Raw genomic sequence first — 21318 nt, forward strand, 5'->3', positions numbered from 1 at the left:
CTTTCACGCCCGCTTTATTATTCACTACTGTGATTGCTCCGGCCACTGGCGCTTTTGTTACTGTTTCAGATGCATACTTTACTGCCACACGTGCACTTTCTTCTTTATTCGCTTTTGTCACTGTTACGTACACTGTTCCACCTGTTGCTGTTAATAAATCTTTTTTCTCAATTGTTCCTTCTTTACCATTCTCTCCAACTGTTGTTGTAGCCAATGCCTTCTCTTCTTTAATCGCATTGTATATTTTCACAATATCTCCAGCTTCTAAATTACCAACTGAAATCGTATCTGTATCACCCGTTTTTTTATTTTCAACCTTAATAGCTGAAGTCGCTGGAGCTATCGATGGATTACCTGCCGCTAAAGCTGTGATAGATGGGGCTGTAGCAGAAAACATCAAAGCTGAACTCACACAAATACCCGTTAAAATTTTAGAATTTTTATTTTTTTTCATTATAATTCCTCCTGTTCTAATAGAACGATAATTAAATATTTTAATATTAACAGATTATATTATCTTACTTTTTTTAAAAATATGCTAGTAGATTTTTTTATTTTCAAGTACTTTTTCATCATAAAAATATATATTTAAAAGCAGTTATACTTAATTTAAAATATATAAACCAAACAAATAAGGTAATCAATCATATATATGAATTGACTACCTTACATTAATAGGAATACCAAATAATTACATATCTTTTTTTATAAAACTAACTTATCGACAAGACCAATTAACTCTTGAATATCCGGCTTACTTACTTGGGCGTTCGCACCAACAGCCTCACCTTTATGGAATAACTCATTCGTAATTAATGAAGAGAAAATAATGACAGGTAAACGATTCATTACTTCACTATCCTTAACCACTTTCGTTAAATGATGTCCATCCATTTTCGGCATTTCAATATCAGTAATTAGCAAGTGAATATGTTCAAACATTTTTTCGCCTTGCTCTTTCGCTAATTTTTCAATTTGTGCTAATGCCTCTGCACCATTGCTGAAGAAGTTCATTTTCGTATATCCAGCTGATGATAATGTTTCTTCTAATATTTGGCGAAGCATTGCTGAATCTTCTGCAATATAAATCACTTTTTCAGCTCGATCTCTTTTCTGTTCTAACCCTGCAAGTGATTTATTGTCATAACCCGTACCGCTAATTTCGCATACAATTTTTTCATAATCTAATAGCAAAATAATTTGTCCATCTAGTTTTACAATACCAGATGTTGTTTCTTCTAATCCCATAGATAATGAAGCTGGTTCATCAATTTGTTCCCACGAAATACGTTGAATACGATGCACTTCATCAACGCGGAAAATAACCTTCATTTGATTTAATTCAGAGATAATAAATTTCGTTTGATCAAGTGGCTTTGTCGATTTTAAATTAAGAGCTGTCGCTAAGTTAATAACAGGTAAAATTTCACCACGTACTTGAACAACACCTTCAACTGCATGATGAGATTCTGGCACAGTTGTAACAGGGAATGGATTAATGATTTCACGTACTTTCATTACATTAATACTAAATAGGTTTTCACCAACAGTATATGTAACAATCTCTAATTCATTTGTTCCACTTTCTAATAAAATACTTTGTGCTTGTGACATAAAGGTGTCGCTCCCCTTCCATTAATTCCGTATATCTAATTATTAAGCTTTATTAAACCGAAAAAGTCAACTACCTATATAAAAAATATAGATAGTCGAACGATTTATTTTAAAAGACGCTTAATCTTGTATAAACGAAGCAAGTGCCTCTAATAACACTTCTTGTGCTCCTACAATTTCTGTCGGCATTGCTTCCCACTTTTTCGAAAGCTCCGTTTCTACTCTTATTCTTAGCTCCGAATCCATTTCTTCTAACACATATTCTTTCGTCGCTATATCAACATCAAGTAGCGCAAGCGCATATAATTCTGGATCATTTATTTTTTTAAATAATTGTTTCAATATAGCTGGTGCTATATGTTTTAATTTTTCAATATGAATTTCCTTATCCGAAAATAGTAACTCATATTGAATAAATGTAACATTTTCTTTAATCACTTTAAAATAGCAATTATTTTTTTTATCATTTACAAAATAACCGTTCGGATCTGCAATGATACTCTCTACTTTACGAATTAAATCTGGCAAACTACTCGCCGCCATTACAGTCCGCTGCTCAACCTCACTTGGCGAAATGAATGTAACGCGATACTTATTTTGCGCCATCCTCCTCACCTCTCCTTTTATAGAAATCTATCGTCACAAATAAACTTATTAGTCCATCTAACACGCTAAGACCACAGGTATTATTCATACTACACTTCGCTTAAATCTTAAACTAACCTAGTAACTCTTCATATCTCTGGTCTTAAACAACGGTCAAGCACCCACATAAGCACTAACCGCCAGATCCTCTCTCTCAAAACCTAAAAAAGGGCTTTTAAAAGCTTTTTAAGAGCTTTTCAATAACTCGATGTTATTGAACCAAAATGCAATCTGCTGATCCGTTATCCCTGATAGTGTAATAAAAAACTCACGGCACTTCATCTCGTCCTTAAACAGTTGATACTTCCATTTTCGCTCGCTACCAACACTTACGAAATAAAACTCATGAATACGGCCAATGATTGATTGCTTTTCACCAAATGAATATGCAGGTACTTGCTTAATTTCAAATTGATCAGGTAAATATATATGCTCTTCTCGTTCCATTTTTAACACTTGCTCTGCAAGTTCACATTTATTTTCGAAAAAAGGCAATTGTAAAATTCGCTCTTGTCTTGTCGTCATACGAATAAAAAACCCTTTCTACTACATTACAATTTTACTTTATGATATATTATCGAATTAAGTTTACAACTTCATTTAATACTTCATCTGAAACTTTAATTACTTTCGCATTTCCTTGGAATCCACGTTGATAAAGCATTAAATCAACAAATTCTACGGATAAATCTACGTTTGAACTTTCTTTTGCTGATCCTCGTACATTACCTGCACCATTCTCACCAGCAACACCTATCCCCGGAATACCCGCTGATGGTGTCGCAACGTAATTTCCATTCCCAGTTTTCATTAATCCACCTGAATTTGGGAATGTAGCTATAGCTAGTTGTCCTACAACTTTCATACTACCATCCGAATATTTCATCATAACGAAACCACCGTCAGAAATAGAGTAGTCATTTGCAATTGCAGCTGGACGCCCCGTTACTTCTGTGGTAGAAATCGTTTTCCCTGTCGGATAATTTGTTAATCCGCTTAAATCAAGTGTTAGACCACCACCAAAAGGAATTTGAACAGATCCACCTTTAGTGATTTTACCAGTTACTGGATCTTTTTGTACAACCTCATCTGTCTCCTTTAAATTTCCTAATGTATCAAATTTAAGATTTTTTTCACCCGTCATGCCTTCGACAGGCTTAAATTCTTTTTCGTTTTTAGAATCATTCCTTACAGAAACTGTATATGTATATTCGCCTGGCACTGGCTTTTCAACTTCTTTACCATCTACAGTCTCTTTTGTAGTCTTTTGTTTAATATTTACACGTAACGTTAACGAGTTCCCTTCCGCATCAAAAACTGTAAATTCGTGAGATAATGCATTTTGGTTTCTAGGAAGGTTTCCGCCTATTGTCGCTTTATCTGTTTGAATCCCACCAACAGCTGATCCCATTGGAATATGAATTGGGCTTGGTCGTGAAGAAAAATCTACTTCTTGTGTTCCTGTTTTTACACCATAACCTAGTACATACTGTCCACCTGTATTTGTAACATAGCTATCTTTCGATACACCGAAAGACCCTTTTCTCGTATACTCTACATTTCCAGCATTACGATCACCAACTAAGAACAAACCGTTTCCTTCTATCGCTGTCTCCATCTTATCACTAGTTAAAGTAATAGAACCATCACTAAAATCTGTAGATGTCCCACTGAACTTTACACCGTTACCAATACTCTTTGGATTCGTGCCAGCATAAGCACCATCACCACGTGAACCAACCGTATTATTATATAGCAAATCATCAAAAATAGCCTTTTGCTTTTTATATCCAACTGTTTGTGCATTTGCAATATTATTTGAAGTCACACTTAATGCATTTTGTGCTGCATTCATCCCTGTAATACTTGTATATAACGCTTTAATCATAACCCTTGTACACTCCTTTTATTAATCTGGTTTAACCTCTTCATTTTTTTCTATATCATCTTTCTTCTCATCTTCCGGATTAGTTTCTGTTATCGGTTTATCAGAAACCCTCTCTATGAAACGAAGTGAGACAACTTGATTATCAACAATAAGTTGCACCTCGTTATTTTCAGCAAGTCGAACTGTTTCCACTTGACCAGTCACTTGCTTTCCATTATTGCTTACACCTCTAACGTACTTTCCTAAAAACTTCATCCCCCCATCAAGAGCTGTCGAATACATCGTTGATTGCAGTTTATCTACTGCTTTCGTCATATTCTGTACTTGCTCCATAAGCGATAGCTGTGCTGTTTGGTTCATCATTTGGTTCATATCCATCGCATTAAACGGGTCTTGATGTTGAAAGCTTGCTAAAAAAAGTTTCAGGAAATCATCTTTATCCATAATACCGGGTGTTTTTTGAGTACTTGCTGATACTCCGTTTGCTTGTTGAGCTGTCGACTGTGCACCAGTAACAGATGCGTTTTTTGTTTGTGCTCCTGCTTGTAACGGAATATGATTTGTACTCGTTTTATTTAATCCAACTGTTGGCACACTTTATTCCTCCAATAATCCCGCAAATTCTTTTGAATGTTGTTTTTCATGTTTCGTACTTGCTAATTTTTGTTTTTGTCTTTGCTCTTGTTCTCGCTGTTCTTTTCGATTTTCATCTTTATCTGAATAGCTAATTTGAATATTGATTTCTTTTTCTTTTAACTTCAATCTCAATTCATCAAAAATGATTTCAACACGTTTTTTCGCATCATGTTTTTCCATTTCTACGTGAACATCAATTTGATCTCCATTTTTTTTCATAAACACTGTTAATGTACCAAGTTTTTCTGGATTTAACTGAAATAAAACACGCTCTTGTTTCACTACAAATTTTTGCAATGCTTCTACTTGCGCTTCCATTTTCTTTCCTAAATCAGGCAATGAAACTTTCTCAGCGCCACTATTTGATTTTCCTATTTGATCCGTACCCGTTGCTTTATTTAGCAACTCCGCACCCGTTGAACTCGAATCGTTTAACACATCACCTTCCGGCAACTCTATCTTTACATCATCGCCCTCAGCTTTTGGAAGATCTACATCTAAGTCTTTGGAATCTTCTTGTTTTTTTGCGATATTACAAGTTTCTGTTTCTACAACTTTCAATACTTGCATCGTTTGCTCTGGCATCTTCACTTTATCTAACGCCATTTGCATTGTATCTTCTAAACATATAGCATTTTTGATATTCATATTTGAAAGAAGCTCTTGCAACTGTTGTAATTCATTGGCGGGTAATTCGTTAAGTTTTATATTCCCATATTCTTTATATAGCTCTTGTATTTTTTGTATGTATTGATATAACAATTCCGGTTGCACACGTAATTGCTCAATTGCAACCATTTGCTCAGATACAGCTAATAGTAACTGTTCTGTCTCTTTTTTTTCTTCTTTCTTTACAATTGGCTCTTCTTTCGTTACTGATTGTTTAGAAAGAATATATTCTTTTTTTTCTTCTTTTGGTGCTTCTTCTTGTTTCATTTTCTCCGTTTTCGGCTGCTTTTTATTTTCCATTCTCATCGTACGATCGAATGAAGAATCTTCACTTTTTGATTGTACTTCTAGCCCTTTTTCTTTTTGCGGAGGTAAACTTTGTTGCACCGGTAATACAGACTGTATCACTATATTCACCTCATCCATTCATACACATTTTCAAATCAAGAAGCATTTTTTCTTCCTGCTTTTCTCGTACTTTTGCAAGCTTTCTACAATCTTCTTGATACATCTCATCAATGACACGTTCTTTTTCTTTTACCTGTTCTAAAAGGCTTTCATTTTTTTGAATAAAATCTTCCGTTTTTTTAATTTTCCGATTCCATTCTTCTATTCTTTCAGGTGAAAACGTATGTGACGAAAGCATACCGGCCATTATACGCTGCCCAGTTTGTACGACTTTACTACGCGATTTTACTACATATAAATCATATTCTTTTTTTTGTTCTATTTTTCTTTTTTCACCTGTTAATTCATACACTTCTTTCAAAATCTGTTCTTTTTCTTGATTTATTTGCAATTTTATCGTGTCGTACTGCTGCTTATCCACCTGTTTTCATAGCCCCTTCCTATTATAACGCTCTCTTTTTCTATTATATAGTTTTTTCCCAAAAAAATCTGTGAAATATTAAAAAACAAAAAAATAAGACCTCTTGGGCAGAGGTCTTATACTGTATGGTGCATCGCTTCAACAATATCATCAAATTGGAAACTATCAGATCGACCTTGTTTTAAAAACGTATTTATACCTTCTACTTTGTTTTTACATTCAAAAATATAAGCATTTTCTGCATTTTCTTGAATCGTTCCTAATTTAAAATACAATTCATTTTCTTTATAAACAGATAAGATTTTTCTCATTTCATTTGCAAGTTGCCAATGAGTTGGCGAAACGATTTCTTCCATAATCCTACTCACTGAGTCTAGCACTGAAATAGCAGGGTAATGACTAAGTGTTGCAAGCTCACGTTTTAATACAATATGTCCATCTAAAATACCACGCGCTAAATCTGGTACAGGGCCGTTTAAATCGTCTCCATCAACGAGTACGGTATAAATACCTGTTATGGATCCCTTTTGTGTTTTCCCAGAGCGCTCTAACAGCTTCTTCATATAGCTTTCCATTAAGAGTGTTTTACCACCGATCGGCAACTCTTTAACGGCAATATCAACACTTCTACGCGCGTCAGCAAAACGAGTAACAGAGTCCATCATAAGTAGTACGTTATTACCTTGATCACGGAAATATTCAGCAATAGACGTTGCAAGTTTCGCTGCACGAAGTTGCATTAGGTGACTTTCATCTGACGTCGCTACAACAACGACGCTTTTTCGCATTCCTTCTTCACCTAATTCTTTTCGAATAAAGTCTTTTACTTCTCGGCCACGTTCTCCTACTAAACTAATAACATTAATGTCAGCTTTTGCGTTTTTCGCAATCATTCCGAGTAAAGTAGATTTACCAACACCAGACCCAGCGAAAATACCAATCTTTTGACCGATACCAATTGTTAGCATAGAATCAATGGACTTTATTCCCGTTTCAAATACATCAGTAATCTCTTCACGCTCAAATGCATGGATAGGGGGGGCATCTAATTTTATTTTCTGTAGTGGAATATTTTCAGCGTTCTCATTTAACACTTCACCATTCGCACTTAACACCTTTCCAAGTAAATGATCACCACGAGGTATAACAACATCTTCTGCAATTAATGTAACGGCATCTCCGTAACATACTTTTTCTGTCTGTTCAAACGGGAGTAACATATTGTTTTCTTTTTCAATTGCAATTACTTCACATAAGACGCTATGTTCTCCAACGAAACAAACATCTCCGATTTTTGCCTTTGGCCCTTTCGCTACAAAAAACTGTTCTTGTACACTATGAACTTTACCGACTTTCGTATAAAACGGCGTTTCAATAAATGTATTCCATTTTTGGTTTTCATTCATTAACAGTCGATTCATACATTTTGCTCCTCAAATAACTTCTCTTCTTCCCATTTCTGGCGAAGTTTCGCAAATATAGGTGCAAATTTAAATTCAAAGAACTCTTTCTCTTCTTCTAGAACAAATTCACCGAACTGTAAGGAGAAATCATATTTCCATTCTACTAATTGTAGTAACCAATACTCTTTCGTATTTTCCTTCTCTTCTTGAATACGTTCAAATGTTTCTGGGTGTACGGTAATGATTAATTTTTCAAACGAAGTAGGCAACGTTTGAACGATACCAGTTAAAATGGGTAACACATCAAGCAATCGTGAATCTACCGCTTGATTCACGATTTTTTCTGCTAGTTGAAAAGATTGATTCCATAATAACTCTGTCCATTCATATGCTGTTTCTTGTTGTTCTTTTTGAAACTGCATACGTGCTGCTTCCATCTGTTCCATTTGTTCATGAATATGCATTTGAAATTGTTCTTTATCTTGCAATAGCTGTTGATGCTCTCGTTCTAGCATTTGCTGTTCTTGCCTTAGTTGATTCATTTCCATATGTAACGATTCTTGTTGCGCGCGAAGTTCTGCATGATCAACTTGTAATTCTTCCTCTTCTATATGAACTGCGGCTGGCTTTGGGAATTGTAATTCATACGTTTCTTCAGAAAAAGAAACAGAATTCTTCGGAATTCTGTTTTTAAATAAGGACATCATCTTCACCTCTTTGAACGATAATTCTTCCTTCCTTCTCTAGCTTTTTCACTGTACCTGTAATCGTTTGCTGTGCCTTTTCAGCATCCGTCATCTTAAGCGGTCCTAAGCCATCTAATTCTTCTAGAATCATCTCTTTACGGTTTGAAGACATACATGTAAATAATTTCTCTTTAATTTCTTCTTTTGCAATTTTAAGTGCTTTAGCAATGACACCGTTATCTGTAATTTCTTCTAATACACGACGAAGTGCAAGATCTTCAAGTCCGAGTAAGTCTTCAAATACAAACATGTTTTCTTTAATTTTCTCAGATAGCTCATAATCCATTTCATCGAGCTTTTGAAAGACTGTTTTTTCAACACCTCGTGAAACATTATTTAAAATGTTTACTATTGTTTTCAAGCCATCTGTTTTATTAATTGCATTAAATGCCATATTATTTAATTTTGATTTTAATAAATCACCAATTTGATTTATTAATTCACCATCAACTTGCTCTAGCTTCGCAATCCCCATTACCGTTTCTACTCGCTTATGATCTGGTAATCTCTCAATTAATTGAGAAGCAAGCTGCGGTTTAATATAAGAAGCGATAATCGCAATCGTTTGTGGCGATTCATCATTAAGTACAGTAAGAAGCGGTTCTAAATCCGCAAGTGAATTTAAGAATTCAAACGGATTATCTTTGTTATACCAAAGATCTTCCAATAATTTTTCTAGTTCGTCTTCTGGCATATTTTTAAATATGCGACGAATATATTCTTTATCTGGAGTCACTAGGTTCAACTCTTTTACATTTAATTCATACAAGAATTCTCCTAGTACATTTTCTAACGTTTCCGGTTTATATACACGAAACTTCGCGATTTCACGAAGTAATACTTCTTTTTCCTCAGCCGTCATATATTCAATGACTTTTGCTGCCACCCCTTCTTCTAATGTACGAATAAGGATGGCAGCTTTTTCTTTGGAGGAGATTTCATCTAACATCGTTGTTCCTCCCTTACTGTCCATTTAACCATTTTTTAATTACTTTTGCAGTACCTTCTACATGTTCTTTCGTAGCATCCTGCACTTGTTCATCTAACGTCGGTTCTTTCGGCCCTTCTGGTTCAGGTTTTGGTTCTGGTACTATTTTTTCTTCAGGAATTTCCATAATACTTTCACTACTTGCAGCAATTTCCTCTTCTGCTAAGTATTCTTCATATTCCTCTTCTTCTTTCTTTCTCTTACGTCTTGCTAATAGGAACCATACTAGACCACCAATCGCTAATAAACCAGCTGGAATTCCACCGAATAACCACCAGTTTATACCACTTTCTTCTGGCTCTTTCTTCTTCTCTTCTTTCGGCTGATCGAACTGAACAGTTACAACGTTAACTTGACCGTTTGTAAAGTTTCCATTCGGATCAGCTTGAAGCCCAGCAGCTGTGCCGATTGCTTCTTTGAAAGTAGTCATATCTATTTTTCGTTTTACTAACGTATCGTTGTCTACCCATACTACAACATTTGTTTTCGTTAATTCTGGGTGTTTCTTAATTGTTTCAACTGTTTTATCTATTTCATAGTTTTCAATTTTGTTACCATTTTTATTATCATAGACGATTTTACCATTTTGATTATTGTTCGTACCGTAATTTGGCACTTCACCGTTCGCTGTAATACCAGCGCCTTGTTTCGTCTCTGCTCCTTCTTGTGCAGTAGAGCTTTCTTCTTGCTCTTGTTTACTACGAAGTACACCTTTATCACCATATTTTTCTGACTGGCGTGTAACTTCATCATAGTTTACAGACACTTTCGTATTCACTTTATATTCATTCGGTTTAAACATCGTCATTAATGTTGCATCAATATCTTGCTTTAATTTACCTTCAATTTGTTGCTGCATCTCTACTTCTTTTTCATAAGAAGAGGAACTAGTAGAATGTGCTTCATCTGCTCCTTTTGAGATAATACCTTTTTTGCTATCAATCACACTTACTTCTTCTGCTTTTACACCTGGAACTGCTGCACTAATCATTTGCTGTATACCTGCAACCTGATCTGCAGTTAATAATTGGCCACGTTTCACACCTACAGTAATTGCTGCTGTTCCTTTTGCTTTTTCTTCATCAAAAATTGTCTCTTTTTCAGGTAATGTAATTTGAACATTCGCCGTTTCAACTGTCGCAAAGTTTCTTACGATATCTTGCTCCAATTGCTTTTTCGTACCAACAATTTGCTTCATTTTTTTATCTTGCTCACTTGAACCGAGCGAGCTTTCTAATAAAATTTCCTCACCACTTTTAGAATTAAACGGTAAGCCCATTCCATTCATTTCTTTTCGAACCCATGGAGCATCATTTTTTTGCACACGAATCGAACCATCGGCCGCTAATTGATAATCGACACCTAACTTCGATAATTCTGCTGTAATCTCTTGTTTATCTGTATCATTTAAATTTTGATATACAACAACATATTTATCTGGCAAGGTGAAGTATAAAAGTGCTCCTGTTACAATCGCTAAAAGCGCAGCACCGATTACTAACTTATGCCACGTTTTTAATGATTGGATAACATTTTTTATCTTTTCCATTTAAACACACCCGTCCACTTTCCTAAATTTGCATATTAATTAGTGACTTATAATTTTCGATAAGATTATCACGTACGAGAGCAGCCGTTTTCATTTGGGACTCTGCCTTCTTCTGCTGAATTAAAACGTCATGCGTTTCCCCTACCCCTTTAGTTAGTAAATCGTATACTGCTGTTTGCGCATTGTTTTGCGTTTGATTCATATCTTCCAATAAATCAATAAACTTTTTCCCCTCAACTACAGATGTTTGAGACGTTTTCGGTGCACCAATTGACTGAATTGCTCCAAATGGTTGCGTATTTAACATTGGTTGGATTTTCATATTACTATATTCCCCCTTATCCTCTGCCAATTTCTAAATCTTTATCAAGCATTTTTTTATTCGCATTTAATACACTTGTATTCGCTTCGTACATTTTTTGGGCAACCATTACATTCGTCATTTCAGCAGTCACATCAATATTTGGATAGCGTACATATCCTTCTTCATTTGCATGCGGATGTGTTGGATCATACACTAAGTTTTCAGTTTTATCTGCTTCAATACTTTTTATTTTTACTCCATTTGTAGGAGACCCATCTAACATATTTGCAAAACTATTGTTTGATTCTAGCACTACACTACGACGCTCATATAAATCCGCCCCCGGAGCAGCCGTTGTATTTGCATTTACAATATTGTTAGAAGTAACTTCCATCCACTTTCTCGCTGTCGTTAGCCCTGAGCCACTTGCATTAATTGCCTGAAACATCGTTTGTCTCTCCTTCTACTTTTAACGTCCGCGTGCCGCTTGGTTAATTGCATATTGTGTATTAATCGCGTTAATTGAAATACCGTATAACTGATTTGCTTTCATTAAATCTAGCATTTCTGTCGTTACATCCACACTATTTCCATCTTTATTCGTTTGCATTGATTTTGTTTGCATCTTTGCATATGTATTTTTCGTATTCACTGTCGGTAAGTGCATTTCATTCGTTTGATATAAATTCGGATTACTCTTTAAGTCCGCAGCATTGTTCTTATATAATGCACTACTTTTATTCATTTGCTCAGCAAATGTTACATCTTGTGCTTTATAGCCGGGTGTATTCGCATTTGCAATATTACTAGAAACAGTATTTCGTTTCGTCACTAAATAATTCATATAATGGCCTACATCACTCACTAAATCTGGCATATTCCACACCCTTTCTTTTCTAACTTAATGATCCACTGATGGAAGTTTCACTTCATTATTTATTTTCTTATATGTGTTTATTAAAATATTTACAATCATGTACCCTTACATATTTTATTCCATTTTTCCATTGTTGTCTTTAGAAAAATACAAAAATATAAAAAAGAATACAAAAAAACTGTATACACGCAATAATCTATGAAACATTTCAATATATGATCTACAAACTAAAGTTCATTTTCACATTTTTTAGATTACTACTATTTTTTCATTACAGTCATAAAATGAAACCTCAACCAGCGGAAGTCTTTATTTAAACAAAGGAATGGATCCCCTCTTAAAAGGGGAATCCGTTTCTAAACTCTATCACTAAAATTTACCGTAAAATGAATTAGCTTTCATGCGCCCATCATTTGTCATAATCATTTCTTCCAAAATCTTTTGCTTATCTCGAATATGCTGTGCCGCTTTAATAATAAATGGGCTTACTTCTGCTGCAACTTGCGCACGCGTTTCTTCATCTAGTGTCATCATCCAACGATTTAACATCTCACTCTTCTCAGCAAACTCTTCATCTGAAACTTGTAATTCACCAATTTCATTAAAACAGCCGACAAACGTCCGATAAATATCATTGTTCATTTTCAAGTGCTCCGCGGTAACCGTCTATTAAATCTTGTAACACTTTCACAATCGCATCCACATCTTTTGCTTCACGTGTTACTTTCATCGTTTGAATTTGAATGCTAATCCAATCGTATAAGCCATATAAACTATCGTATAAATCTTTCGTAATCTCAGGGTTTAATTGAAGTTTTAATTCTTCAAAAATACGTTCTAACTTTTCAAGAAGTTCATCACCATCTTGAATTTTGAATGTATTTAAAAGTTCTTCCAATTTACGAAACTCGATAATACATCTTTCATAAATAAATATTGTATTTTTAATCGGATTACTCGTCATAATATCATTTTGCATATAACGTTGCCATGCTTGCATACAATCACTTCCTCAGCTTTCATTAGTCATCACTTTTTGTTTTTGTCATTGCTTGAATTGTCTTCAACTGACTATCAAGCAATGCTAACTGACTTTCTAATTTTGCATATTTATCAATAATTGTTTTTTGTTTTTCCTTATTAACCGTATCAATATCTTGAATTTTTCTCTCTAAATCAGTTACTTGCTTTTCAATACTTTTAGAACGTTTCCCAATAATCCCTTCATCGCCAAATATCCCGTCTAATTTTTTCTCTGTATCATGACCTAAGCCATTCAAGCCAAAGAAAAATTGTTTCGTAGATTCTGGACTCTCTTTAAAAGCTGTTTTCAATTTTTCCTCATCAAGAGTCATATTACCTTTTTTATCAATTTGAATTCCAAAAGAAAATAAATACTTATCATCTTGAGAAAATTTAAAAATACTTGTCATTGCATTATTGATAGCAAATGACACATTATTCCCTTGCATTACTCCATTTTCCCCAGCAAATAAATCCAAACTTTTAACAGCCTTATTATACTCGTCTTTCATTTTTTTTATTAAGTCTATCGAATTTTTTATATCAGAATCTTCAATAGTTAATTTTATTGGCTCTGTAGTTTCCTTTTCTAAATTAATAGTTAATCCTGGAATTGTATCAATCTTATTTGTTTTACTAGTTCCTTTTATTCCATTTATTGTATACTCAGCATTTATTGCTCCTGTCACTTGATGTGCAACAACATTCGTTCCATCCGTATTTTTCGCAGAAGTAACTAGCCCTATATTTTGTAAAAAACCATTGGCGCCATCAGTTAATTTCAGCTCTCCAGCTTCTCCTGCAGTAGTCGATGTGAAAAATAGTTGATCCCCTAAAGTATATACTGATGCACCATAATTTCCATTATTTATCTTATTGACAAGATCTTTATACGTCATATCTTTTGAGATTTTAACTTCTTTTCCATTTATCTGAAATACATCATCTACTCCGAGTTTTAAATCTAAACTAAATTGTTGCTCCATACCTTCAGGAGTTTTTGAAGGAGTAAGTGGAGCTGTAGTTACTTGATGTCTTTCAGCTACTCGTTCTACTGTAATTGTGTATGTTCCAGGAATTGCAGCAGCGTCAGCTTGTGCTTTCATAAAACCATCTTTGGATAGAGTTGTTTTCTTTTCATCACCTTTAAATGCGTATAAATCTTTGAACACTTGTACAAGATTTGCAAATTCTTTTTTCATGCTTGCATACACATTTTTTTCGTTTGTTAATGTTTGTTTTTGTGTAGTATAGGGTGTTTTTTTCATTTCCAATGCTTGTAACTCTAAATCTACTAACTTCTTTGTATCTATCATGTTATTTCCTAAATTCCATATTTGTTGTCTGCCACCATAATCAGATATTGTTCCTGCCATATTTTTCACTCCTTATCATTTACATGTAGTCTAAAATACTCGTTTTACTCATCGTACTAACAGCTTTTAATGTTGCTTCGTACGTTGCGTTTATATAAGCTAAATCAGAAATTGCGACCGCTAAATCAACATCCTCAATTTCTTTACGGTTTTCTTGAAGTGCTACATTTTGCTCGCTTAAAATTGTTTTAAACGTCTCCATTGTGTTCATTGTCGAACCAACTTCAGTTGTACGATTAATGATGCCATCTAAGTTTTGCTTATTTCCTTCTAATAACGGTTTTAACGCTTTTGGGTCACCGTTTTGCATCGCTTCACTCATCTGTTTTAACGTTTTTATAACTGGGGATAATAATGCTTCTCCGTTACGAAACGCTTTGAATTCATAACCGTCATTTAGTTGCCAGTTCACATCATTTTTTCCACCTTGGTATGTACCATCTTCTGTAAACGGCGGCTTCTCTGCACTATCACCACCGAAAATATAACGGCCTTGCTCTTTCGTATTCGCTAAATATACAACTTGTTTTAAAATTTGATCAATTTCTACACCAATAGCCTTCAATTCTTTTTCACTATTTGTTCCATTTAATGCTTGTACTGTTAATTGATCTGCTCTTGTTAAAGATTTCAAAACACCTTGTAAAGTATTTTCAGTTTGTGTTAACACATTTTTCGAATCCGCTAAATCTTTTTGCATTTGTTCAATATTCGCCAATGAATGTTGAATCGCAAATGATTTACTTGCTGCAAGTGGATCTTCACTCATAAGAAGGTTTTTCTTCCCTGAAGTTACTTGATTTCGATGGTATTGTTGTTGCACATTTAAATCCATTAACTGATTCTTTGCCCAGCTTGCATTTTGAAATGTAGATACTCTCATTTTTATCTCCTCCTTATATATTTCCAATCAACTACTATCACTTATCGAATAATCGAAAATAGGCTATCAAACACTTCATTCATCGTCGTAATAGCTTTAGAGTTTGCGACGAAATATTTTTGGAAGGCCATTAAATTAACCATTTCCTCTTCCATATTAACGCCTTCAACACCCATCTTTTCTTGCTGAATTCCCTCTAATAAATCCCCATGGATTTTTTGATAAGCATTCACTGCACTTTTATCAGATGCTACACCAACTATAAATTGGTCTAATGCTTGTTTATATGTAAGTCCTTCTTTATAATCATCATTCGTAATTGCTGCTAGGTTATTTGCTGTTTCAGCAGATATTTTCATTTTCGAAACATCTTTTGCAAATTCAGGGTTTAATTTCATATCTTTCGCTTGATCTTCCACAAAGAACTCTTTTCCCATTTCTGTGTTCACTTCATTCTTTACAGAAATCATTAATTCTTCAAGGTTTTTCTTATAACTAGCAATCTTCGCTTTCGTATCGATCGCTGATTGGATTGCTCCACTAGTTAAAGGAATTTCCGAACCGTAAATTTCAGCAGTCATTGGTTCTTTTTCTTTATTTAATTGAAGTGGATATGTATCTTGTCCATTTACTGTTAAAACACCATTCATTCTAACACTCGCGATATTAGGATTCATAGATTCATAAGACACTTCTATATTTGCATACTTAGACATTTCTGTAATGATACGATCACGTTCATCCAAAAGTTGATTTGGCACTTGTGTACCTGCTTGTCCAATTTTTTTATTCGCTTCCGCTAAGCTGCCAGCAAGACGATTAAATTCATTTACATGCGCTTCAATATCTTCTGTCGTTTGTGCTTCTGCTGTATCTAAGCCTTTCGCTAGACGATTTACTTGACTTGTAAACTTCCCAGTTTCAGAAATTAATGTATCGTAGTAATTTGGTTGTTCTGGATTTTTTGCAACTTCACGAAAGGCATTAAAGAAGCCATCCATTAAACTAGATAATGAATTCTTTCCTGTCGTTCCAACCATAGATTCTACACGTGATAAAGTCGAATTCATGTAGTTATAGTAAGAGAGTTGAGATAATTGATCGTTAAACTGTTTCGTCTTCACTTCATCTGTAATACGGTCAATGCCTAACGTTTGTACACCGTAACCTATTTTTTGTTCCGGTGAATAGCCCTGACTTGCTCCAGCCGATCCGTAATTCACCATTTGACGCACATAACCAGGCGTATGAATGTTTGATAAATTTTGTTTCGTCGTTTGTAATCCCATTTGTGCCGCTAACAAACCCGATAACGGCGTATTATAATCAGATAGTCTCATAATGTTTCACTTCCCCTTTACAATAGTTCGTTCATAAAGATTTGTGAATTATTGTTTCGCTCTAAATTATATTCAGAAACGGAATCCACAATACTTTCTGTAGTTTTTAATAGTACGTTTAAGTAATATTGATTTTTCAAAAGAATCATTTTTACATTCTCTTCTAATTCTGTTAGGTTTTTTTGTAATTCTTCCATTTTTTCAATTTCTTCATGAGAAAAATACGAAAATAACGCACTTACGCGAAATGCTTCCACTCCCTGTTCTTTACAAAACTGAGCAACCATTTCTTCAAATGAACTTGATAACTTTTTTAAACCATCAATGTACTGCAATTGCTCTACTTGTAACTTTTGAACTGCATTTACATTTTTATGTTTTAAATTCTCATATATTTGTTCTCCAAGTATTTGAATGTTTTCATATGCTTTTTGAATAATAACGAGCTTTTCATATAATTGTATGTACATATAGCTTCCTTCCCTTTTACAAGACTAAATTTACAATTAAACCGTGGATTTCTCCAATTTGATTTAACATTTCTAAATGTCCTGTTTTCGTATTAATTAAGTTCATAACATCTTCTAACTCATTTAATCCCATTTCCGCCTGTTTCACAATCGTCATTTTCTGTGAATATCCGTAACGCGGATGACGAGACATGACATCTTTATATTGCAATACATTATCTACGTAAAAATTCAAAAATGATTTTACTGTATTTTTGTATTCCATTACATTATCAAGCGTTAATTCCATTTCAATTTTCTCTTTAATTTCTCCAATGTTATCGACAAATGCTTCCATTTGTTCTAGCAATTTATCTTTTTTCGGATCTGCATGCAAATTATCCGAAAATGCAAGTCCTGTCCTGACATTTGCTTCTTTCGGCATTTGAGTAGCAGGCGGTATATGCGATAAAATTGGATTATGCGAGATCGAACGCAGCATATATATCACCTATTTATTTTTTTATTTCTTCCTAAACTTAATCGTAAAATCCAGTTATTTATAATTATACTCTGAACACTAATATTTTGCAGTTATTTTTTATAAAAGATATGTTACAATTTAGCATGAGGTGGCACAAATCTATGAATATTTTTCTTTGTGGTTCAAATCAATTAACAGCATTAGATCAAGAAGAAATAAAAAAATTTTTAACTGACTATGCTCACAAACATAAAATTTACATATTATGTTATAAATCTATCGAAAATGAGATTCTTCGTTTTTTCATCGAAAACGAAAGACTCGCTCAAAATTTATGCCTTTACACGCTACAGCCGTTACAAGCATTAACAGATGAATTTCAAGAGGTCGTTGATTACTTAAAAAAACACGGAGCCGAGTATGTCGCTTTTGATCATCCTTCCGACTCCATTTACCGATCAGATTATATGTTTTTTGTAAAACAAATAATCGAAGATACCGATTTAGTTCTCTGTTTTTATAATGGGGACAAGCATACTTCTGTCATTCCCGTTGACGTTGCAAAAGAAGCAGGAATTGATGCTGTTATTTATGATTTACCAGGTTTACATGAAAAACAGATGAAAAAAAACTTTGAACAAAAAATCCGTATGATGTAAAGGGGGAGGCACAATATCGTTATTGTGCCTATTATAAATATGATAATTGAACAAGATTATGATCATTTTATCGCGAGTTTTAAACAACAATTCAATATGGATATCGCTTCATATAAACAAGATAGAATGCGTCGTAGAATCGATGCTTTTATTTCGAGAAAGGGCTTTGAGAACTACACTAGTTTTCTAAGCAATTTACGTACCGATCAAAATTTATTTTTAAGTTTTATTGACTATATTACAATTAACGTTTCAGAATTTTTTAGAAATAAAGAACGTTGGCAAACGTTAGAGACGAAAGCACTACCAAAATTACTTGAACAAAATAACGGAAAATTAAAAGTATGGAGTGCCGCTTGCGCTGCCGGTGAAGAACCATATACACTCTCTTTGATTTTATCGAAGCATCTAGCTCCATTTCGTTTTGAAATACAAGCAACAGATCTTGATTTTCACATTTTAGAAACTGCAAAACGCGGTCAATATACAGAACGTTCTTTAAAAGAATTACCTATCGATTTGAAAGAGCGTCATTTCACAAAAGAAAATGATATATATTCATTACATCAAAATATTAAGCAAAACGTCACGTTCAAACAACACGACCTGTTAATGCAGTCGTTCGATACAAATTACGATTTAATCATTTGTCGCAACGTAATGATATACTTTACTGAAGAAGCAAGGGTAAAACTTTATGAAAAGTTTAGTCGTTCTTTACGAAAAGGCGGCGTACTATTTGTTGGTAGTACCGAACAAATTTTAACACCTGAACGTTATAATCTTCAGAGATTTGATACATTCTTCTACGAAAAAATATAAAAGAGGTCGTCACAATGTAAAGTGACGACCTTTTTATATAACTCGAATTAAAATAATAGCAACAATCCATACAAAGAGAAAAAGAAATGCCATAGACCATTTATGTTCTTGCATCGTTTGTTTCAGGGCCTGTGATAATTGTGTCATATTCATTTCTGCGAGCGCTCTCCATACACTTACATCCCGCTCTTTAGCTGTGCGATCTGTAACGCTAATTAAAATAGTTTCGTTAGACAATTTCGTTATGTAAGCAGTAATAACCGTTACCATTAAATTTATATTTCCTTCTGAAGAATCACTTTCCACTCTAGAAATGAGTGCACTTACATCTAATAACGGAATATGTACCTTTCTACCAAATGATAGTTGTACTTCTGCGAAATCATACGTTCCATCTAACAAAGGAAGTTCTTTTATATGCGCCTGTTTAACAAGCCCTTGTAAACTTCTCATTACTTGTTCAAATACTTTTTCTGTTTGCTTTCCTTCACCAGATAACGTATGTAACTTTTTAAAGAGTTGTAATACTGTATCCATCTCTTTAGAAAGCATTTCCTTCATAACCTTTCCATCACCTAAACTCGCAAGTAAAATCCCTATTTCATTATTTCTCGAAATAATCTTAGACTGTCCAGTAAACACTAGATTACTATGCTTTCGTTCTTTCTGGATTTCATGTTCCGAAATAGCTGCAGGCTGTTTTAATGGTTGTAGCGTCTTATTTTCAATTGTCGTACGTTTAATCTCCATCTAAGCGCCTCCACTACTATGAAATTATTAGCCCCATTCTTTATTACTTTTTAAAACTAAAAACAATACGAATAAACCTGACATGATAGCAAATACATTAGAAGCTTGTATTCCTTGTTCGCTACTGTCTTCTTTTTTCTTTTGCGGTTCTTCTATTTGTTCTTTCTTTTTCGAAACGACTCCATTGTCATTTCTACTTTTGTTCTCTTTTTGAGCCTTTCCATCACTTACTTCCTTATGATTTTCCAACGGCTCTTTTATAAAGTAAGTAATTTCTTCTTTCTCTTTCAGCGGCTCTTTTATAAGATCGTTTACTTTCTCTTCTTGCTTCGGAATTTGAACAACTGGCGGTTTTTCTTCTGGAAGCGGGATTTCTACTTTCGAGTCTTCCTGCTTCTCAGTTTCTTTCTTATCTTCTAATTTATCTTCATTCTCTCGTTCTTCTACCTTTTTATTATCTTCTGGTTTTTGCTCCAAAATAGAAACGATATACTCACTTTCTTCAACCAGTTTATTGCCGGCCGCATCCACTATCTCTACAAGTATTTCGTATGTCCCGATTGGCAACGCATCCGTTATTTCAAATACTTTTTGCCAATCCATGTCGCGCTTATTGTAATCTAATAAAAATGTAATCTCTTTATTTTCTTTCCCTTTTAATGTAACACGAACCTCTTTCACAACTGATTCTCCGTCTGTCGCCTTCACTCGCACACGTATAGAATCGCCTTGTTTCCGTTCAATTAGCTTCTCTTCCGCCTCGTCAACAGTAACTTTATGCAACTTCGGCAGTTCTTTATCTATTGTTGGCGTGTCATTATTTATACGAATAAATGGGACTTTCACTTCATTTTCTATAAGCTCTTCTTTCTCAGTTTCTTTAGAACTTTGAATGAGCTGAAGATTCCAATCACCTTGCAAATCAAAAGTTTCGACCTTGTAGTTAGCAATCCATCGCTTTGTTTCCTCTTCATACTTAAACGATAGCATTCTTTCTTGTTCATACTGATCGCCGTTTTTTGGCAAGCGCAAAATACCTTTTATACTTTGAACATTTTGCTCTTTCGGCTCTACAATAACTCGCACTTCTTCGCCAACTTTTAATTCCGACTTATTTACTGTAATAACCCCTTGATCCGTCTCTATCTTTTTTTCGACCTCTTGTTCATTTACTACTTCTTGTTGTTCCTCTTTACCTTGATTCACTTCCACTTGCTCTGGCTGCTCTTGAACTTCTTTGTTTTCTTCTTGTACATTCATTTCATTTAGTTTTTGATCTGGCTCAATTTGTTCTTCCGCCTGACTTTGCAGAGGGAAGAACAAACACACATTTATGAATAACCAGCTCATTAGAAAAAACTTTACGTTTTTCATCTACTAGCTC

General features: G+C 34.2%; 25 protein-coding genes and 1 pseudogene. 2 read left to right on the forward strand and 24 right to left on the reverse strand.

Going from position 1 to position 21318, the window contains the following annotated elements:
- The 22 genes and pseudogenes from AC1DMU_RS07720 to AC1DMU_RS07825 form a co-directional block, all read right to left on the reverse strand.
- Positions 1 to 454, reverse strand: a pseudogene (locus AC1DMU_RS07720) (hypothetical protein); the annotation flags it as partial.
- 251 nt (positions 455 to 705) lie between these two features.
- A complete protein-coding gene (locus AC1DMU_RS07725) occupies positions 706 to 1614 on the reverse strand; it encodes a chemotaxis protein (RefSeq protein WP_088062777.1) in 909 nt (302 codons plus the stop codon).
- A 120-nt stretch (positions 1615 to 1734) separates the two neighbouring features.
- A complete protein-coding gene (locus AC1DMU_RS07730) occupies positions 1735 to 2220 on the reverse strand; it encodes a hypothetical protein (protein WP_000068318.1) in 486 nt (161 codons plus the stop codon).
- Between the two features lie 225 nt (positions 2221 to 2445).
- Complete coding sequence (locus AC1DMU_RS07735; protein ID WP_088062776.1) at positions 2446 to 2784, reverse strand: DUF3964 family protein; 339 nt, start codon at positions 2782 to 2784, stop codon at positions 2446 to 2448.
- 49 nt (positions 2785 to 2833) lie between these two features.
- Positions 2834 to 4147, reverse strand: coding sequence for a flagellar hook protein FlgE (gene flgE / locus AC1DMU_RS07740; protein ID WP_088062775.1), 1314 nt, complete (start codon positions 4145 to 4147; stop codon positions 2834 to 2836).
- Positions 4148 to 4168: 21 nt separating this feature from the next.
- Positions 4169 to 4741 (reverse strand): flagellar hook assembly protein FlgD, encoded by a 573-nt coding sequence (locus AC1DMU_RS07745; protein WP_088062774.1) that lies wholly within the window; start codon positions 4739 to 4741, stop codon positions 4169 to 4171.
- 3 nt (positions 4742 to 4744) lie between these two features.
- Positions 4745 to 5860 (reverse strand): flagellar hook-length control protein FliK, encoded by a 1116-nt coding sequence (locus AC1DMU_RS07750; protein WP_142291705.1) that lies wholly within the window; start codon positions 5858 to 5860, stop codon positions 4745 to 4747.
- Between the two features lie 10 nt (positions 5861 to 5870).
- The gene (locus AC1DMU_RS07755; protein WP_000360879.1) at positions 5871 to 6281 is read right to left on the reverse strand and encodes a hypothetical protein; all 411 of its coding nucleotides are present in this window, start codon (positions 6279 to 6281) and stop codon (positions 5871 to 5873) included.
- Between the two features lie 116 nt (positions 6282 to 6397).
- Positions 6398 to 7702 carry a flagellar protein export ATPase FliI gene (gene fliI, locus AC1DMU_RS07760; RefSeq protein WP_088062772.1) on the reverse strand — a complete coding sequence of 435 codons (1305 nt, stop codon included), beginning with the start codon at positions 7700 to 7702 and terminating at the stop codon, positions 6398 to 6400.
- Positions 7699 to 8388, reverse strand: coding sequence for a FliH/SctL family protein (locus AC1DMU_RS07765; RefSeq protein WP_088062771.1), 690 nt, complete (start codon positions 8386 to 8388; stop codon positions 7699 to 7701). The genes fliI and AC1DMU_RS07765 overlap by 4 nt, the downstream gene beginning before the upstream one ends.
- A complete protein-coding gene (locus AC1DMU_RS07770; protein WP_000883360.1) occupies positions 8375 to 9379 on the reverse strand; it encodes a flagellar motor switch protein FliG in 1005 nt (334 codons plus the stop codon). Before AC1DMU_RS07770 ends, AC1DMU_RS07765 begins: the two co-directional genes overlap by 14 nt.
- A 13-nt stretch (positions 9380 to 9392) precedes the next feature.
- On the reverse strand, positions 9393 to 10967 hold the full coding sequence (locus AC1DMU_RS07775; protein ID WP_088062770.1) for a flagellar M-ring protein FliF C-terminal domain-containing protein: 1575 nt from the start codon (positions 10965 to 10967) through the stop codon (positions 9393 to 9395).
- Positions 10968 to 10989: 22 nt separating this feature from the next.
- Positions 10990 to 11289: a flagellar hook-basal body complex protein FliE gene (gene fliE / locus AC1DMU_RS07780; RefSeq protein WP_000701682.1), complete on the reverse strand. Its 300-nt coding sequence runs from the start codon at positions 11287 to 11289 to the stop codon at positions 10990 to 10992.
- A 16-nt stretch (positions 11290 to 11305) separates the two neighbouring features.
- Positions 11306 to 11719, reverse strand: coding sequence for a flagellar basal body rod protein FlgC (gene flgC, locus AC1DMU_RS07785; protein ID WP_000484673.1), 414 nt, complete (start codon positions 11717 to 11719; stop codon positions 11306 to 11308).
- Between the two features lie 21 nt (positions 11720 to 11740).
- Positions 11741 to 12148 (reverse strand): flagellar basal body rod protein FlgB, encoded by a 408-nt coding sequence (gene flgB / locus AC1DMU_RS07790; RefSeq protein WP_001113102.1) that lies wholly within the window; start codon positions 12146 to 12148, stop codon positions 11741 to 11743.
- 369 nt (positions 12149 to 12517) lie between these two features.
- Entirely contained in the window at positions 12518 to 12790 is a 273-nt protein-coding gene (locus AC1DMU_RS07795; RefSeq protein WP_001058076.1) for a hypothetical protein, read from the reverse strand.
- Positions 12780 to 13148, reverse strand: a complete 369-nt coding sequence (locus AC1DMU_RS07800; RefSeq protein ID WP_088062769.1) for a flagellar export chaperone FliS — start codon at positions 13146 to 13148, stop codon at positions 12780 to 12782. The genes AC1DMU_RS07795 and AC1DMU_RS07800 overlap by 11 nt, the downstream gene beginning before the upstream one ends.
- 22 nt (positions 13149 to 13170) lie before the next feature.
- Positions 13171 to 14547: a flagellar hook-associated protein 2 gene (locus AC1DMU_RS07805; protein WP_088062768.1), complete on the reverse strand. Its 1377-nt coding sequence runs from the start codon at positions 14545 to 14547 to the stop codon at positions 13171 to 13173.
- 19 nt (positions 14548 to 14566) lie between these two features.
- Complete coding sequence (locus tag AC1DMU_RS07810) at positions 14567 to 15430, reverse strand: flagellar hook-associated protein 3 (RefSeq protein ID WP_088062767.1); 864 nt, start codon at positions 15428 to 15430, stop codon at positions 14567 to 14569.
- A 41-nt stretch (positions 15431 to 15471) separates the two neighbouring features.
- Positions 15472 to 16770 (reverse strand): flagellar hook-associated protein FlgK, encoded by a 1299-nt coding sequence (flgK, locus tag AC1DMU_RS07815; RefSeq protein WP_088062766.1) that lies wholly within the window; start codon positions 16768 to 16770, stop codon positions 15472 to 15474.
- Between the two features lie 17 nt (positions 16771 to 16787).
- Positions 16788 to 17240 carry a hypothetical protein gene (locus AC1DMU_RS07820; protein ID WP_088062765.1) on the reverse strand — a complete coding sequence of 151 codons (453 nt, stop codon included), beginning with the start codon at positions 17238 to 17240 and terminating at the stop codon, positions 16788 to 16790.
- Positions 17241 to 17256: 16 nt separating this feature from the next.
- Positions 17257 to 17721, reverse strand: a complete 465-nt coding sequence (locus tag AC1DMU_RS07825; protein WP_000946323.1) for a YaaR family protein — start codon at positions 17719 to 17721, stop codon at positions 17257 to 17259.
- A 143-nt stretch (positions 17722 to 17864) separates the two neighbouring features.
- On the opposite strand from AC1DMU_RS07825, the gene AC1DMU_RS07830 reads away from it, so the two are divergent.
- On the forward strand, positions 17865 to 18362 hold the full coding sequence (locus AC1DMU_RS07830) for a hypothetical protein (RefSeq protein ID WP_001020094.1): 498 nt from the start codon (positions 17865 to 17867) through the stop codon (positions 18360 to 18362).
- Positions 18363 to 18401: 39 nt separating this feature from the next.
- Positions 18402 to 19184, forward strand: a complete 783-nt coding sequence (gene cheR / locus AC1DMU_RS07835) for a protein-glutamate O-methyltransferase CheR (RefSeq protein WP_000582890.1) — start codon at positions 18402 to 18404, stop codon at positions 19182 to 19184.
- A gap of 33 nt (positions 19185 to 19217) precedes the next feature.
- Here cheR and AC1DMU_RS07840 read toward each other — a convergent pair whose 3' ends face one another.
- Positions 19218 to 19934, reverse strand: a complete 717-nt coding sequence (locus AC1DMU_RS07840; RefSeq protein ID WP_088062764.1) for a hypothetical protein — start codon at positions 19932 to 19934, stop codon at positions 19218 to 19220.
- 27 nt (positions 19935 to 19961) lie between these two features.
- Entirely contained in the window at positions 19962 to 21308 is a 1347-nt protein-coding gene (locus AC1DMU_RS07845) for a transglycosylase (protein ID WP_088062763.1), read from the reverse strand.
- Positions 21309 to 21318: the final 10 nt, after the last annotated feature.

The sequence above is a fragment of the Bacillus sp. 01N45 genome, assembly GCF_056399205.1.